Source organism: Marinactinospora rubrisoli, assembly GCF_042664915.1.
Lineage (GTDB): Bacteria > Actinomycetota > Actinomycetes > Streptosporangiales > Streptosporangiaceae > Marinitenerispora > Marinitenerispora rubrisoli.
The window spans coordinates 52,134-67,647 of record NZ_JBHTBH010000008.1; the positions used below are offsets into that span (position 1 = coordinate 52,134).

General features: G+C 73.1%; 10 protein-coding genes and 1 pseudogene. 2 read left to right on the forward strand and 9 right to left on the reverse strand.

Annotated elements, in window-relative coordinates; translation table 11 throughout:
- The first annotated feature begins 43 nt into the window (after window positions 1–43).
- On the forward strand, window positions 44–886 hold the full coding sequence (locus ACFQRF_RS17270; protein ID WP_379872138.1) for a GNAT family N-acetyltransferase: 843 nt from the start codon (window positions 44–46) through the stop codon (window positions 884–886).
- A gap of 197 nt (window positions 887–1,083) precedes the next feature.
- On the opposite strand, the gene ACFQRF_RS17275 is transcribed toward ACFQRF_RS17270, so the two are convergent.
- From ACFQRF_RS17275 to ACFQRF_RS17285, 3 genes are all read right to left on the reverse strand, one after another.
- A complete protein-coding gene (locus ACFQRF_RS17275; protein WP_379872139.1) occupies window positions 1,084–1,878 on the reverse strand; it encodes a hypothetical protein in 795 nt (264 codons plus the stop codon).
- An 88-nt stretch (window positions 1,879–1,966) separates the two neighbouring features.
- The gene (locus tag ACFQRF_RS17280; RefSeq protein ID WP_379872140.1) at window positions 1,967–2,686 is read right to left on the reverse strand and encodes a Crp/Fnr family transcriptional regulator; all 720 of its coding nucleotides are present in this window, start codon (window positions 2,684–2,686) and stop codon (window positions 1,967–1,969) included.
- Between the two features lie 496 nt (window positions 2,687–3,182).
- Window positions 3,183–4,157 carry an ATP-binding protein gene (locus ACFQRF_RS17285; RefSeq protein ID WP_379872141.1) on the reverse strand — a complete coding sequence of 325 codons (975 nt, stop codon included), beginning with the start codon at window positions 4,155–4,157 and terminating at the stop codon, window positions 3,183–3,185.
- Between the two features lie 437 nt (window positions 4,158–4,594).
- On the opposite strand from ACFQRF_RS17285, the gene ACFQRF_RS17290 reads away from it, so the two are divergent.
- Window positions 4,595–5,089, forward strand: a complete 495-nt coding sequence (locus tag ACFQRF_RS17290) for an ATP-binding protein (protein WP_379872142.1) — start codon at window positions 4,595–4,597, stop codon at window positions 5,087–5,089.
- 218 nt (window positions 5,090–5,307) lie between these two features.
- Here ACFQRF_RS17290 and ACFQRF_RS17295 read toward each other — a convergent pair whose 3' ends face one another.
- The 6 genes and pseudogenes from ACFQRF_RS17295 to ACFQRF_RS17320 all read right to left on the reverse strand — a co-directional run bounded on the left by ACFQRF_RS17295 (window position 5,308) and on the right by ACFQRF_RS17320 (window position 15,507).
- Complete coding sequence (locus tag ACFQRF_RS17295; protein ID WP_379872143.1) at window positions 5,308–6,186, reverse strand: AMP-binding protein; 879 nt, start codon at window positions 6,184–6,186, stop codon at window positions 5,308–5,310.
- A gap of 469 nt (window positions 6,187–6,655) precedes the next feature.
- Window positions 6,656–9,151 carry a LuxR C-terminal-related transcriptional regulator gene (locus ACFQRF_RS17300; RefSeq protein WP_379872144.1) on the reverse strand — a complete coding sequence of 832 codons (2,496 nt, stop codon included), beginning with the start codon at window positions 9,149–9,151 and terminating at the stop codon, window positions 6,656–6,658.
- A gap of 120 nt (window positions 9,152–9,271) precedes the next feature.
- Window positions 9,272–11,824: a helix-turn-helix transcriptional regulator gene (locus ACFQRF_RS17305; protein ID WP_379872145.1), complete on the reverse strand. Its 2,553-nt coding sequence runs from the start codon at window positions 11,822–11,824 to the stop codon at window positions 9,272–9,274.
- A gap of 573 nt (window positions 11,825–12,397) precedes the next feature.
- Complete coding sequence (hisS, locus tag ACFQRF_RS17310) at window positions 12,398–13,723, reverse strand: histidine--tRNA ligase (protein WP_379872146.1); 1,326 nt, start codon at window positions 13,721–13,723, stop codon at window positions 12,398–12,400.
- A gap of 95 nt (window positions 13,724–13,818) precedes the next feature.
- Window positions 13,819–13,959 (reverse strand): annotated as a pseudogene (locus tag ACFQRF_RS17315) (DUF397 domain-containing protein); the annotation flags it as partial.
- A 126-nt stretch (window positions 13,960–14,085) separates the two neighbouring features.
- Entirely contained in the window at window positions 14,086–15,507 is a 1,422-nt protein-coding gene (locus ACFQRF_RS17320) for a YlbE family protein (RefSeq protein WP_379872147.1), read from the reverse strand.
- Window positions 15,508–15,514: the final 7 nt, after the last annotated feature.

A 15,514-nucleotide genomic window follows, 5' to 3' on the forward strand; every position in this document is an offset into this window, starting at 1 on the left:
ATTCCCGAGCCGGCCTCGGCAGGGGTCAGGTGAGGTGATGCGGATGCTCCGGACCTCATCGGTCCGCGTACTGCGCGACCGCGACGAGCGCGAGGTGCACGCGCTGCTGGATGCCGACCCGGTCGGCAACGTCTTCGTGAGTTCGCGGCTGCGCGCCGTCGGGCTCGACCCTCATCAACTCGGCGCCGAGGTGTGGGGTTACGTCGAGAACGGCGCCATCACCGCGCTCTGCTACGCCGGCGCCAACCTCGTCCCGGTGAACGCAGGTCCCGAGGCGATCCGGCACTTCGCCGAGCACGCGCGCTGGCAGGGGCGGCGCTGCTCCTCCATCGTGGGGCCGATCCCGGCCGTCACGGACCTGTGGCGGCGGCTGGGCCCGCACTGGGGGCCGGCCAGGGCGATCCGTGCCCGCCAGCCGGTGCTGGAGCTGTCCGGGCCGCCGCTGGTCGAGCCGGACCCTCTGGTGCGCCGGGTGACCATGCGCGAGCTCGGCATCCTGCTGCCCGCCTGCGTCGCGATGTTCACCGAGGAGGTGGGCATCCCACCGGACGGCGGCGACGGAGGAGCGCTGTACCGCGCCCGGGTCGAGGAACTGGTGCGGATGGGGCGCGCCTTCGCCCGCATCGAGGACGGCCGGGTGGTCTTCAAGGCGGAGATCGGCGCGGCCACCCCCGAGGTCTGCCAGGTGCAGGGGGTCTGGGTACACCCGGAGCTGCGCGGCCGCGGTCATTCGGTGCCCGGTGTGGCGGCCGTGGTGGCGGCGGCCCGCGCCGATTTCGCGCCGCGGGTGACGCTCTACGTCAACGACTACAACACGCCGGCCCGCGCCGCCTACCGCCGGGTGGGCTTCCGCGAGGTCGACGCCGTGATGTCGGTGCTGTTCTAGCCCGGAACCGGACGGGCCGGCCGCGGCCGAGCCCGTCCATCCGCCCAGGGCGGCGTGTCGCGTCCGTCCCACGGCACGCCACCCCGGTTCCGCCCGGCGCCCGACCGTGCCGCGGTGCCGGGGCGGAGGAGCGTGCCCGGTGTCGATCGCCAGAACGACCGGTCACACTCCCGATTTTGTGGCCGCTGCGCGGCTCCTCACCGGTCTCCGGCGCCCCTGCGGAGATCGGGGAAGTCGTACGGACGGGCGGTGGAGTCGGCGGCCCCGCCGCCGACCCCGTTCACGGTGACCGTGCCGTAGTTGTACCGGACGTTGGCGTGCGGCCCGCTGTGCAGCACCTGCGGCGCCCAGCGGGGTTCGGGCGGCACCGGCTCCGCCACGGGTTGCGGCGCCCGGCTTCTGGGGCGGGTGGTCGGGACGTGCACCCAGGCGCGCGCCCGGAAGTGCTTGTCCTCCTCGTCGATCTCGACCGGGGTGAACTCCCTGCTGTACAGGTCGTAGTCGCCCTGCCCGACGACGTCGCTGTATATGGAGTCGGAGACCACGAGGGCGAAGTCGACGTCGGGGTTGTCGCGCAGCGCCCGCCGCGCCGGCAGCGAGTCGCGCAACCGGCACACCGAGATGACCGCGGCGCCCACGTAGCCGTTGGCGCCGAGGGAGACGTTGCCCTGGTCGAACGCCACGCGCAGCCGGAGCCGGGCGTCGGCGGCCAGGTCGGCGTTGTGGTGGTACAGCGCCATGGCGAGTTCGTGGGTGAAGTAGGCGATCACGCGCGCCTCCTCGATGCCGGGCTGCAGCAGCGCGAGTTCGCCGTCGCCCTGCGGCTGCACGTCCCAGCACGAGCGGTCCAGCCCGGCGTTGTCGCAGACCATGTCCATGATCCGCACCAGCCACTCCTGAGCCTCGCTCTGGCCGCGGTGACCGCGGTGGCTGTAGGACTCGGCGTCCACGGCGAGGCACATGCGGCGAATGGCGGGGGTGGGGTAGTCCATTCGGATCGCCTTTCTGTGGGGAGTGGTCGGGCCGGCGAAGGTCCTGCCGTCCACCGTTGCGGGAATCGGTGGGCAAGATCCCGTATTGCTACGGGCTTGGCGGTAATTCCGGGGGAAGTTCGGCGAACCTTCGCAGGCCGGGCAGATCGCGCACCACGTAGTTCCGGTAGCCGACGCTGATGACGTCGTGCTTGCGTAATTCGGCGAGTGCCTTGTGGACCGCCGGTTCCGAGGCGCCCACGATGGCGGCCAGTTCGGGCTGGGTGAGCGGAATGCCGATCGACATGCCGCCGTCCACGGGGCTGCCGTGGTCGGCCAGGATGCGCAGTAATGCGCGGGCCACCCGCGCCGGGACCTCCAGGCTGCTGAAGTCGACGATCTTGTCGGTGGCCGAGCGGAGTTTCGCGGCCACCGACCCGCTGATCACCCGGTAGGCCGCCGGGTGCCGCCGCAGGAAGCCGGTGAACTCCTCGAAACCGAGCAGCCGGGCGGCGATGGCGCCCACCGCGACGACCCGCGCCATGCGGGTGCTGTCGTCCAGCCCGGCGAGTTCGCCGACGAGGTCGCCGCGGGAGCGGACCGCGAGCAGGATCGTCCGGCCGCTGTCGGACTCGTGCACCACCTTGACATGCCCGTCGACCAGCACGAACACGTGCGTGCCGGAGTCGCCCTGCTGGATCAGGACCCGGCCGGCCGCGAACTCGCGGCGGGACCCCAGGGCGAGCAGGTCACGGCGTTGGAGTTCACTGAGCCGGCCGATGACGCTCTTGGCCGGCCAGGAACGATGTGAGTAGCCATCTAGCCGCATTTTCCGTGGGTTTCCGTGCTTTCCGTGCCGCGAGGGATGATCGCGTTCGGGATGAGCGGGCGGTGCATGGTGGGACCGGACATCGTCATTCCCGACAAAAGGGCAACCGAAAACGGGAAGAGAGGGTAGAAAGGTGTTTCTCTTAAGGGATGTCGCGGTCGTGGTTCTCTTTGATATTCGGCGCGGCCGGGGCGGAAGATGCCCGTCGTATCCAGGCCCGTACCCCGTGGACGTGCCGGGTTATGCCACGTGCGGGGCATGATCTGCGCGGCGGCGGGCGGACGTCGTGAATGTCCCGGTCCGTCGGCGGACATCTGGGGCCGGGCCGCGGCTCGCGCCGCTTTTCGGGCGGCGGCTACCCAGCCGGGGCTCGGCCGAATTCCGGCGGGGAGGCCCCACCGCCGTCCCACCCCGCGGAGAACGCCGCGGCCCCGGCCGGCGCCCATGGGGGCGTCTCGACCGGGGCCGGCGCTGCGCGATCGGCGGAACCGGCGGCTCAGTCCGCGGCGCGCTGGGCGGCCAGGGCTTCCGGGCCCATGACGAAGTCGGGGTCGACCTGCGTGGTCAGGTCGGCGCCCGCCGCGCTGTTGGCCCACGCGCGGGCGTTGCGGAGATGGAACTCAACGGTCTGCCGGGTGAACTTCGGCCAATCCTTGGCCACACCGTCGACGGCGTCCCGCATCCAGGCCAGCGCCTTGACGTTACCGTCCTCCAGCTCCGCGAGGTCGAGATGGCGGCCCTTCTCCATGGCGCGCACGAAGGCCGACTGTCCCAGGCACACGGCCAGCGCATCGCCGACGTGCTCGCGCAGGAACTCCTCGTCCTCCGGCCCCTGCACCTTGTTGCCGACCACCGCGACCCGCACGTCGTGGTCACGGGCGTAGTCGACGTACTGCCGGTACACGCCGACCCCGCGCAGAGTGGGCTCGGCGACCAGGAACGTGAGGTCGAACCGGGTGAACAGCCCGGACGCGAACGAGTCGGCGCCGGCCGTCATGTCCACCACGACGTACTCCCCAGGCCCGTCGACCAGATGGTTCAGGTACAGCTCCACCGCGCCGACCTTGGAGTGGTAGCACGCCACCCCCAGGTCGTCCTCGCTGAACGGGCCGGTGAGCATGAGCTCGACCCCGGCCACCCGGTGGGCGAACCGCCGGTGGACGGGATTGCCGGGGGACAGATCGAGCAGCCGGGATCCCCGGCCGGGCGGTGTGGTCTTCGTCATCTGTTCGGGGGAGGCGATGCGCGGGTTGTCACCGCGCAGCAGTTCCTTGATCTCGGCCAGATGCGCACCCAGAGCGGGGATCCCGGCCAGCTCGGCCGGGCGTACGCCGAGCGCGGTGCCCAGGTGCTGGTTGATGTCGGCGTCGATGGCGGTCACCGGCAGGCCGAGGCCGGCGAGGTAACGGGCGAACAGGGCCGATAGCGTGGTCTTCCCGCTGCCGCCCTTGCCGACGAATGCGATCTTCACGGACAGTCCTTCCGCGGTGGATGGTGGTCGCAGGGCGGCGGCCGGGTGCCCGGCTCCGCCGCCTCGAACATGGGAACGATTATCGTTCACGTTCCCGCGTGGTGTCCGGTATTTCGCGAGATCGGTGCGGCGACCCGTGGGACGCGTGTCCGGGAGGTCTCCGGGGGCCGGAACCGGCCGCGACCCGGATGGTTGACCGCCGCTTTTCTGAACGCGCAGGTCACGGGTTGTTCACTGGTTCGGTAACGGTTTCCTTTGTCATATCGCGAAGCGACACGGGTCCGGGTTTTGTGGGGTACACGAGATACCGAAGCCGTGGGTGTGTTGTGCTGTGCATGACAAGCCTTGTCTAAGGTGAGGGCCGGAACCGGCCGAGGGTGAAGCACATGCAAAGCGCGGGCAAGGTGGTGGTCGGGTGTGATGGGAGTGACACGGGGATGACCGATTCGCAGCGACTCCAGGAACGCGCCGCTGCCGCCCCCCTGGACGCGCCCGACCTGGACACCGGCGAGTTGGCGGGTGTCACGACCGACCACACCGTGTGGAGTTGCATCGGAAACCTGACGGCGGTGCGATCCATCCGCGCCCGGGTCCGCGAGTTCCTGGAGCGCTCCGAGCGCCCGGGCCCCGAGGTGCTCGACGACGCCGAACTCGCCGTGAGCGAACTCGCGACGAACGCCCTGCTGCATTCCCGTTCCGGTCAGGTCGGCGGGGTCATGACGCTCTTCATCCGGATCGAGCCGAACTTCGTGCGGATCGCGGTGGCCGACCAGGGCGAGAAGAACGCCGCCCAGACCGGCGGCCGTCGGCTGCGCGAGGACGACGCCGACTACGGCCGGGGCAAGCTGATCATCCAGAACTGCACGTCGCGCAGCGGGGAGTACTGGACCGACGCCACCCACGTGTCCTGGTTCGAGATCGACCTCTCCTGAGTCCGCGCCCGGCGCGCGGTGCTGCGAAGGTGCTCAGGCCACCGGCGGACCGCCGCGGGACGGTCGCCGCGGCCCGGCCGGCGGCCTGAGCAGGGGCACGCCCGCCCCGGCGACCTGGATGGGGGCACATCAGGGCGCCGGAGCCGGGCGGGCCGGGGGGAAGCGGACAGCGACGCGACGGACACGTCGCGGGTGCAGCGCGGTGCGGACCGGAGCCGCTAGTTCTCCGAGCCGAGCGGCCCGGCGATCCGCCGGGGCGTCGGCCCGCCCCGCACGGTGACGCCGAAGGCCGCGGCGGCCCGCGCCACGGCGCTCCCCTCCTCCAGGCGGGTGGTGACCAGCGTCGCGCCGTTCCACAACGCCACGGCCGCGAGAACCACCCGGTCGGGCTCGCCCATCCCGGGCTCCACGAGCACGACGTCGGACGCCGTGATCGCCAGCCGTTCCTGGAGCCGGTGGAAGGCGCCGAGCAGTTCGACGTGGGAGTGCACCGTGGTGACCAGACCGCCGTGCGGGACGGCGTAGCTGAGGACACCGCTGTCGAACAGCCCGTGCTCGGGATCGTAGGAGCTGCCGTCCTCGGGCGGCCGGAGCAGTTCCCGGAACGGCGTGGTCCCCGGCACGTCGCCGAACGCGATGATCTGCCGGATCCGCGAGCGCTCGGCCAATTCGAGCGCCACTCCCGCCAGCGGGGCGGCGACCAGGATCAGCCGGGCGTCGGTCCTGGCGAGGACGTCGGCCAGCGTGTCCAGGTCGGACCCGAGGTCCAGCGGCAGTGCGACGCCGCCTATGGCCATGGCGGTGTACACCGCGATCAGCCGCTCCGGCCCGACCGGTGCGAGAACCGCCACCACGTCGTCCGGCCAGACGCCGCGTCTGCAGAGCCCCGCGGCCGCGCGGTGGACGACGTCGGCGAACTCCACGGCATCGACCCGGCCCCCGTGCGTGTCGACCACCTGGGACCGGAAGCCGCACCGCCGCAGGCGGGGCAGCAGCCCGCCGGTGATCGACCCGGCGGGGGACGGCCCCCGCGGCGGGCAGCAGCCGGGCCCCAGCCGGTCCAGACGAGCCAGTTCCGGTAACCCGTTAACCATCATGTGTCCCTCCAGGTCCGTTGGCTGGCGGGGTTGGCCGTTGACCGGGCTCGTCACGCCCCCTCCACGTGGCGAGCCCGGGTCCGCCGTGCCGCCCGGGGTGCTCCTCCTCCAGCGCACCCCGGGCGGCCCGGACTTCGGGACGCCCGAGCGCCGCGACCGCCGTCCGCTCTCCCATGCCTCCGCGCCCGTGGATCGGGCCGGGGGCCGGCCGGTCTGCCGCGCCGCGTGGCGTCCTGAACTGTCGCGCCGGTACGGCGCGACGGCCGGACCCGGAAGGTGCATCCGATGGGTGGTGCATTTCCATGCCCGGCTCATGACCATGACAGTAACGTTTTCCCGCGCGTTTGCACATGCATTCAGGTGTGCATCTGCATATGTAGTTTTCGCTGCGCGCGCATATGTAGGTCGGTCCCTGTAATTCCGGAAATTCGGAAATTCGGCTACCGCTCCGTGGGCGGCGCCGGAATCATCAGGAGGGGACGGCCGGGTCCGGGTGGCTGCTCCGGCCGTTCGGGCCGTGACCGCCCTTCTGGTCCCGCACCCACGCGGCGATCTGGGTCCGGGAATTGAAGCCGAGTTTGGTGTGAATGTTGGCGATGTGCCGGGCGACGGTGGTCGGGCTGATGAACAGCCGCTCGGCGATCAGGCGGTTGCTCATGCGCTCGCCGATGAGCAGCGCGATCTCCTGCTCCCGCGGCGTCAGCACCGGCCGTGCGCCACCGGGGGGCCGCCCTGCCGCCGGACGCGTGCGCGGGCGCTGCCGCGACTCCGTGACGCGCAGGGCCAGCGAAACGGCCGCGTCCAGGTCCAGTCCACGCCCGTCCGCCAGCCACGCCGACACCGTCTCGGGATCGACCCCCGCGGGGGCGTCCTCCTCCGGCCACGGCAGGGCGGGACCGGGCGCGCCGGCGCGCTCCCGGATGGCGGCGGCGGCGCCGGCCAGCAGGCACGCCTCCTCCACCACCCCCTCCGGGGCGGCGATCCGTGCGATGGCGGACAGCCCCCGCGCCACGCCCAGGCGCTGGCCGGTGCCGTGACTGAGCAGCAGACTCTCGCTCAGGTAGTCGTACGCCTGGGCCGTGGCGCCCTGCCGGGCGGCGATCCGGCCCACGCCGGCCAGGCAGCGGGCCAGTTCCGGCGTGGCGCCGATGCCGCGCTGGATGTCGAGCGCCTCCCGGTAGCAGCGGTCGGCGCCGAACAGGTCGCCCTGCGTCTCGGCGACCATCCCCTGCCCGATCAGCGTCCGGCCGACGCCCCACCGATGGTCGATCCCGCGCAGGATCACCAGCGCCGCGTCGTAGTGCGCGCTCGCCGCCGCCAGGTCGCCGCGCTGCGCGGCCAGGGCGCCGAGCGTGCCCCGGGCGATGCCCTCGTTCCACGGATCGCCGACCGCGCGGGTGAGCTCCAGCACCTCGGCGAGCCGGGTGGCGGCGCGCTCGCGTGCGCCGGCCCGAAGGTCGACCATGGCGAGGATGTTGAGGGCGAGCGCCACCGACGCGGTGTCGCCGGCCGCCCGGCAGAGCCGCAGCCCGCGCTCGCCGATCTCCGCGGCGTGCCGGTGGTCGCGCTGGTCCCAGGCCAGCTCCGCGCGGCGCACCATGGCCTGGCCGCGCAGCGCGTCGCCGCCGCACTCGGCGGACAGGAACAGGTCCGACCAGGAGGCTCCCTCCGAGAAGTACCCGGACGCCATCCAGAACGGGCGCATGGACACGCACAGCCGCAGCCCCGACTCGACGTCGTTCTGCTCGGCGCACTGGGCGAGGACCACGCGCACGTTCTCGTACTCGGCGAGCACCCGGTACCACACCTCGAACCGGTCCGGCCAGGCGATGCCGTGCCCCCGCACGGCGTTGGCGGCCAGCTCCTCGGCGAGCGCGAGCATCTGGTCGCGCAGCCGCGCCTCCACCACCGGCCGCTCCCCGGCCTCCGCCAGCCGCTCGGCGGCGTACTGCCGGATCGTGTCGAGCAGCCGGTAGCGCACCCGCCCCTGATACTCCCCGATGACGACGACCAGCGACCGGTCCACCAGGGAGGCGATGGCGTCCAGGATCTCGCCCTCCGGGAGCAGCGCGTCGGCGCAGACCCGCTCCGCGAGTTCCAGATGCCAGCTGGTGAAGACCGACAGCCGGCGGAACAGCACCCGCTCGGTCTCGCAGAGCAGATCGTGGCTCCAGTCGATCACCGCCCGCAGCGTGCGCTGGCGGGCCGGCGCGCCGCGCCCGCCGTCCGTCAGCAGGCGGAAGCGGTCGTCCAGGCGGTCGGCGATCTGGGCGAGCGACAGCAGCCGTACCCGGGCGGCGGCCAGTTCGATGCCCAGCGGGATGCCGTCCAGCCGACGGCAGATCTCGGCGACGGTGCGGAGCTGATCAGGGGAGAGCCGCTGGTGCGGCACCGCGGCGTGCGCCCGCTCGACGAACAGCCGGACCGCCTCGGACCCACCGGGATCGTCGTCCTCGTCCGGTGGCGGCACGGCCAGCGGCGGCACCCGCCACACGACCTCGCCGCCGATGCGGGCCGGCTCCCGGCTGGTCAGCAGCAGAGTGACCGACGGGCAGCGGTCCACCAGCGTCCGGGCCAGCGCGGCGACCTCGTCGATCACGTGCTCGCAGTTGTCCAGCACCAGCAGCAGGTGGCGGCGGCGCAGCGCGTCGTGCAGCGTGTCCACCAGCTCGCGGTCGCTCTCCTCGGCCACCCCCAGCACGGCGGCCGTGCGCGCGACGATGCCTCTGCGGGTGCGGGCGTCGGCCAGCTCCACCAGCCACACGCCGTCGGCGAACACGCCGGAGGCGTGCGCGGCCACGCGCAGCGCCAGCCGGGTCTTGCCGATTCCGCCCACCCCGCAGAGCGTCACCATCCGGTTAGCCTGGAGGAGTCGCAGCAGGTCGCTGAGATCGCGTTCGCGGCCGACGAAGTTGTTGGGTTCGAGGGGGAGGTTCTGCCGCGCCGGCGCGGTGTGAAGTGCCATGGCCATCACGCGAGTAGGCAGTCGGGGGTCGCCCTCGCCTTGCCCAGAGCGAGAGCGGCGCTGATGACAGCGGAGGAGGGACTGCGGGAGAAAAGCGCTGCTGCCGCATTAGAGCTGTTCTTAATCGGTGCCGCAGCCCCGCGCAACCGGTACGCCGGAATCCCCAGGGTTTTCCCGGGAAACCCCGGGGCGAACTGGGGGAATGGCCCGGTCTCGCCCCGATCCGCTCCTGGGAGAATCCAGCCGCGACGCCCATTCGGCGAGTTGGGTGCGCGCCGAGAAATCGAGTTTGCCGAAAATGTTGGCGATGTGACGCGCCGCGGTCGCCTGGCTGATCCCCAGACGCTCGCCGATCTCCCGGTTGGACAGGCCCGCGCCGACGAGCCCGGAGATCTCCCGCTCACGGGGGGTCAGCACGGTCGGTGACGGGCCGGGAGCGGGAAAGACGAGCGCTTCGGCGACCGCGTCGGCCAGCGGCAGCACCCGGCCGCGCCGCCAGGCCGCGTCGGTCTTCGCCGTGCCGAGCCGCCCGGCCGCCCGGTCGCGCAGCCGCCGGGCGTGCCGCTCGGCGTGGCCCAGCTCCGCCCGAAGCGTCGCCGCCGCTCCCGCGAGAACGACCGCGCGCTCGTCCTGCTCCTCGGCGATCGCCAGTTCGGCCACCGCCTCCAGCGCGCAGGCGACCGCGGTGCGCCGGCCTGACGCCACGCCCAGCCGGACCGCCGCGGCCAGATGGTGGCGGGCGTCGTCGGAGTCCCCGGCGGCGATCGCGACCCGCCCCAGGCCCACGGCGCACCGGGCACGGTCGGCCTGGGACTCGGCGGCCGTGAACACCGCGGCGGCCGCGGTGAGATGCGCCCGAGCGCTGTCCAGCGCCCCGCTGCGGGTGTCGAGCAGCCCCAGGTCGGTGCGGCAGCGCGCCCCCGTCCACGCGTCGCCGCGGAACTCGGCAACCGCCCGCGCGCCGTGGAACGCGGTGCGCGCCGCGGTGTCGTCGCCTTCGCGGCGGGCCAGCAGCCCCTGGACGTAGCGCGCCTCGGCCTCCGTCTCCGAGTCGCCCTCGGCGCGGGCGATGTCGGCGGCCTCGCGGGCGTGCCGGCGGCCGGCGGCGACGTCGTCGAGATGCGGGGCGAGCCGGGCCAGCGCCAGCAGCGCCGTCGACTCCAGCCGGTCGGCCGGAATCCGGCGGGCCAGGCTCAGCGCCTCGCGCGCCGCACGTTCGGCGGATTCGACCCCGTGGACGTCCGCGCACAGCGCCGCGTACAGCGCGAGCGCCCGCGCACGCAGCAGCGGGGGAGTACCCGAATCCGCGCGGGCCAGCAGCCGGCGGAGCAGCGCGCTGGCCTCCACGGACTTGCCGCGCACCCGCCAGTAGCCGCCCATCGCGAGGCAGAGCCGCAGCGCGTCGGGCGCGCGGCCGTGCCGCGCCGCCCACCCGAGCGTCTCGGCGATGTCGGCGTGCGCGCGGTCGCCGAGCCGGAGCATCCTGAGCCGCTCCGTCCAGGTGAGCCGCCCGGCGACCCGCCGCGCGTCGTCCTCAAACCGGGCGGCGCACAGCCGGAGGAACTGCTCGCGCAGCGCGGCGTCCTCACCGTGCTCGCGCAGCCGCGCGGCCGCGTAGCGGCGGACGGGGTCCGGCAGCCGGTAGCGGGCGAGGCCGTCGACCTCGCGATCGAAGACGATCAGCGACCTGTCCAGCAGGGCGGCGTGCAGGTCGAGGATCTGGTCCTCGGTGAGGCCGTCGTAGGCGCACACCTCCTCGGCGAGGTCGAGCGGCCAGCCGCGGAACAGCGACAGCCGCCGCAGCAGTAACCGCTCGGGCGGGGACAGGGGCGCGTAACTCCACTCCACCGCGGCGTCCAGGGTGCGGTGCCGCTCCGGCAGGTCGCGGTCGTGCGTCACCAGCAGCCGGGAGGGGACGTCCAGGCGGTTCCGTACCTGCTCGACCGAGAGCACCCGCACTCGCGCGGCGGCGAGTTCGATCGCGAGCGGCAGGCCGTCCAGCGCGCGGCAGATCTCGGCGACGGTTCCGGCGGTGCGGTCCGTCATCTCGAACCCGTCCCGCGCGGCGCGGGCGCGGTCGACGAAGAGCCGCGCCGAGGCGTAGCGCAGCACCTCCTCGGCGGTGGGAGCGGCCGGGACGGGCAGCCCGTTGTCGGCGGGTGGCCCGGGCACCGGTAGCGGCGCCACTCGCCAGATGGTCTCGCCGGGGATGCGCAGCGGTTCCCGGCTGGTGGCGAGCAGCCGGACGCCCGGGCAGTGGGCGAGCAGCAGCCGGCACAGCCGGGCCACGGCGGCGACCGCGCGCTCGCAGGTGTCGAGGATCAGCAGCGTGCGCCGGGAGGCCAGCAGCCGGCAGAGCGCGGCCTCCCCGGGAACCTCCGCGGAGCCGGTGGCGTCTCCAGTGTCCCGGGGGAGCGCCCGCGCCACGGCGGCGAGCACCCGCTCGGTGGAGTCGGCGCCGGACAGGTCCACCAGGTGGACCCCGTCGGAGAGGTCGAGGTGCGGCACCTCCGCGGCGACCTCGCCGGCCAGCCGGGTCTTGCCGACGCCGCCCATACCGGTGAGCGTCACCAGACGGGTGTCGCGGAGCAGCCGTCGGATGTCGGCGACGTCTCGTTCGCGCCCGAAGAAGGCTCCGGCCCACGCGGGCGGGTTCTGGCGAGGAAGCGACATGACCCCGTTCACTGACAGCGACCGTCCCGGGGGCGGCGAGCTGCCCTGTGCGGCGAGTCACAGTCCCCTCACCAAGTGTTTCACCCGGCGGGGCGGCTGTCTGCGAAGTGGCCGGTTCCGGGCACCGCAGGTCGCGGGGCCGGCACGGCCGGCGGCGTCGCCACCATCCGGGCCGTGCGGTGGCCGCGTTCGGTGTGCGGATCCCGGGAACGCCCACTGACCGGACCGGTTCGGCGCCGTCCGGTGGAACAGCCGGTCTCCTGATGGACGCCTCCGGGCCGCGCACGCGCATCGGGCGACCGCCGTCTGCCTTCGGGACGGAACTCCGGCTACGGCGATCTCAGGCAGCATTGGGGCGGGCAGGGATCAGGGGACGCCACGCGCGGTATCGATGAGCCCTGGATCTCGGGCACCCGTCCCGCCGGGTGCCTCGCTCCGCGTCCGACGCGCGAGGGGCCGGAATCGGACCGCCGTAACGGCCGGATACGGACGCTGTGGAATCGATCGATGGCCCCGGGATGAGAGCGAGACCGCCCGCCGATGGCACCCATCGGCGGGCGACCCGCCTCCGTGTCACCCCCGGCGTGCCGGCCAGGCGGCCGGGTCGGCCGTGGTCTGCTCGCCGGTGGCGAGGTCCTTGACCTCGTGCGGACGGCCGTCCTCGAACGGCGGGAACCACACGAACGGGATGCCCTTGCGGGACGCGTAACGGATCTGCTTCCCGACCTTGTCGGCCTGGTGGTACACCTCGGTGTTGTGGCCCGCCTCGCGCAGCCGCGCGGCGGTGGCCAGCGCCTCGCCACGCCGCTCGTCGCTCGGGACCACGACCAGGACGTCGGTCGGGCAGTGCCGCCCGGCGGTGATCCGGCCTTCGGCCACCAGCTTGGCGAAGATGCGGGTCAGGCCGATGGAGATGCCGACACCGGGCAGGCTGCGGCGGATGAACTGGCCGGCCAGGTTGTCGTACCGTCCGCCCGCGCAGATGCTGCCGTAGCCGGGGTCGTCGCGGAACGCGGCCTCGTAGACGGTGCCGGTGTAGTAGTCCAGACCGCGGGCGACGGACAGATCGGCCATGACACTGCCCGAGGGCAGGTCGGCGAGCGAGTCGAGAACGAAACCGAGTTCGTCCAGGCCCTCGTTCAGCAGCTCGGACCGAACGCCGAGCTTGGCGATCTCGTCCACGACGGAGGTGTCGCTCCCGCGGATGTGCGCGAGGTCCAGGCAGACCTTGGCCTGCTCCTCGGAGAGCCCCACCTCGCCGAGCAGGATGGCGTGCACGCCGTCGTCGCCGATCTTGTGCAGCTTGTCGACGGCGCGGATCACCGCGACCGGATCGCCGATGCCCAGGCCCTCGTAGCAGCCCTGCAGGACCTTGCGGTTGTTGATGTTCAGCGTCCAGGCGGGGATGTCCAGACCCGAGAGCACCTCGTGCACGACGCGGGGCAGTTCGGCGTCGAAGTGCAGGGGCACCTGGTCGACGTTGATGACGTCGATGTCGCACTGCGTGAACTCGCGGAACCGCCCCTCCTGCGGGCGCTCGCCCCGCCAGACGCGCTGGATCTGGTAGCGCTTGAACGGGAAGACGAGTTCGTTGAAGTGCTGGGCGACGTAACGCGCGAACGGAACGGTGAGGTCGAAGTGCAGCCCGAGCCGGGCGTCACTGTCGTCGTCGGCGTCCGCCTGCAGCCGGTGCAGCGTGTAGACCTCCTGCGAGGTCTCCCCCTTGGCCATCAGGACGTCGAGCGCCTCGACGGAGGGCGTCTCGACGGAGGCGAACCCGTACCGTTCGAACCCGGCCCGGATATGGTCGAGCCAGCGCAGCTCCACGGACCGGATCTCCGGCGACCACTCGGGGAAGCCGCTGATGGGTGTGGGACGCGTGACGCGCTGATCGGACATGGGTTCGGCTGGCTCCTTGCCAAGACGCCGGAATGGGATCACTCCAATGGTAGAGGGTGGTTCCGGGCGCTGCGGGTAACCGCTGGTGGGCGGCGTCAGATGGCGGGGTCGTGGCGGACGGTCCGCAGGAACGCGGCCCACTCGGCGGGCGGGACGGCGAGGCGGCCGGTGTCGCGGTGCTCACCGTCGCGCACCAGGATCGACTCGCCGGCCCGCGTGCCCTCGACGCGGTCGCCACCGGATGCGCTGGTATGGGCCGGACTTCACGCCGAAGATCGCGAGACACCGCGAGGCTTCGGCATGTCGCCGCTCCGCACGGCCCGGGTGGCAGAGGCACGGCCCCGGCGGGCGGCGGGCCGGTCTCAGACCGGACCGGGCAGCGCCGGAGCGTGCTCCGCGAGCGCCAGCAGCGCCCCCGTGAAGCAGTCGGCGGGCGGCGTCACCAGCCCGGCCCCCACCTGGCCGGTGCCCGGGACCCGGCCGGCCATGCCCGTGTTGATCTGCGGCAGGACGCCGGTCCGCACCACCCGGGTCACGTCGATCCCGGTCGGGGTGCCCCGGAAATCCAGCACCGGCAGTTGCCACTGCGGGTTCTCCGTGAGCGTGATCTCGTACATCCGGCGCGAGGTCCGCAGCGCGAAGTCGACGTCGCCGCCGACGAACCGCACGATCGCCGGGGCCGCCGCCATGGCGAAACCGCCGATCCCGCAGGTCTCCGTGATGGCGGAGTCCCCGATGTCCGGGTTGGCGTCGCCGGGACCGAAGGAGCCGAGGAACAGTCCTTCGGGCACCCGCGCCGGGCCGGTGAACCACCGGTCCCCGGTACCTGACACCTGGATCCCGAAGTCCGTGCCGTTGCGCGCCATCGCCACCACCAGGGCGCTGCCGGGGACGCCCCGCCCGGCGTCCATCATCAGCTTGCCCGCGGCCATGACCAGGTTGAGGAAGAAGTGGTCGTTGCCGCCCACGAACCGCACCGCGTCGGCGATGTCGGCCGAGGGCGCGGCGCTCGCCACCAGGTGCGGGAGCAGGTCGCGCAGCAGCATCAGCGTTCCGGACCGGTTGCGGTTGTGCCCCTCGTCGCCCATCTGGAGCATCTGGGCGATGATCGCGCCGACGTCCACCGGCCCATGCGCGCGCACGGCGTCGCGCAGCAGCGGGCCGAGCACGGCCGACATCCAGCGCAGCCGCTCGATCACCTCCGGTCCGTAGGCGCCGTAGCGCAGTACCTTGCCCAGACCCTCGTTCAGCGAGCACCACGCGCGGCGGCCGGTCGCGGGGTCGGCCAGCTCGAACACCCACATGTCCGGGCTGACCACCCCGGCCATCGGCCCGACGGCACCGTGGTGGTGGCACGGCTCGAACGGCGCGGTCCCGTCCGCGAGCGCGCGCTCGGCGGCCTCCGGGGTCGCCGCCAGCCCCTCGAACACCATCGCGCCCATGAGCGCGCCCCGCAGCGGCCCGGACGCCCGGTCCCACGTCACGGGCGGCCCGGCGTGCAGGAAGGTTCCCGGCTCCAGGCCGAGCGCCTCCCGGGCCGGACGCACGTCCACGAGCTGTGGGCGGATCGCGAGCACCCGCCGGACGGCTTCGGCGTCGGCCGCCGCCCGCCGGGGATCGGCCAGCACGCGGACCAGCGCGTCGTCCAGCGTTCCCGCGCCGAGCGGCGGCCGGAAGTCCACCTGGGCGACAGGTACGGCCTGGTCCGCGAGCGCGTCGCCGAACACGCCGGCGCCCGAGAGCACCACGGACGGGTCGGTGGACAGCAGAGGCGATGCGGTCAACGGTGGC

Excerpts from the sequence above, each read along its gene's own strand:
- ACFQRF_RS17270 (WP_379872138.1), top strand. The coding sequence starts at position 44 with ATGCTCCGGACCTCATCGGTCCGCGTACTGCGCGACCGCGACGAGCGC.
- ACFQRF_RS17275 (WP_379872139.1), bottom strand. The coding sequence starts at position 1,878 with ATGGACTACCCCACCCCCGCCATTCGCCGCATGTGCCTCGCCGTGGAC.
- ACFQRF_RS17280 (WP_379872140.1), bottom strand. The coding sequence starts at position 2,686 with ATGCGGCTAGATGGCTACTCACATCGTTCCTGGCCGGCCAAGAGCGTC.
- ACFQRF_RS17290 (WP_379872142.1), top strand. The coding sequence starts at position 4,595 with ATGACCGATTCGCAGCGACTCCAGGAACGCGCCGCTGCCGCCCCCCTG.
- ACFQRF_RS17295 (WP_379872143.1), bottom strand. The coding sequence starts at position 6,186 with ATGATGGTTAACGGGTTACCGGAACTGGCTCGTCTGGACCGGCTGGGG.
- ACFQRF_RS17300 (WP_379872144.1), bottom strand. The coding sequence starts at position 9,151 with ATGGCACTTCACACCGCGCCGGCGCGGCAGAACCTCCCCCTCGAACCC.
- ACFQRF_RS17305 (WP_379872145.1), bottom strand. The coding sequence starts at position 11,824 with ATGTCGCTTCCTCGCCAGAACCCGCCCGCGTGGGCCGGAGCCTTCTTC.
- hisS (WP_379872146.1), bottom strand. The coding sequence starts at position 13,723 with ATGTCCGATCAGCGCGTCACGCGTCCCACACCCATCAGCGGCTTCCCC.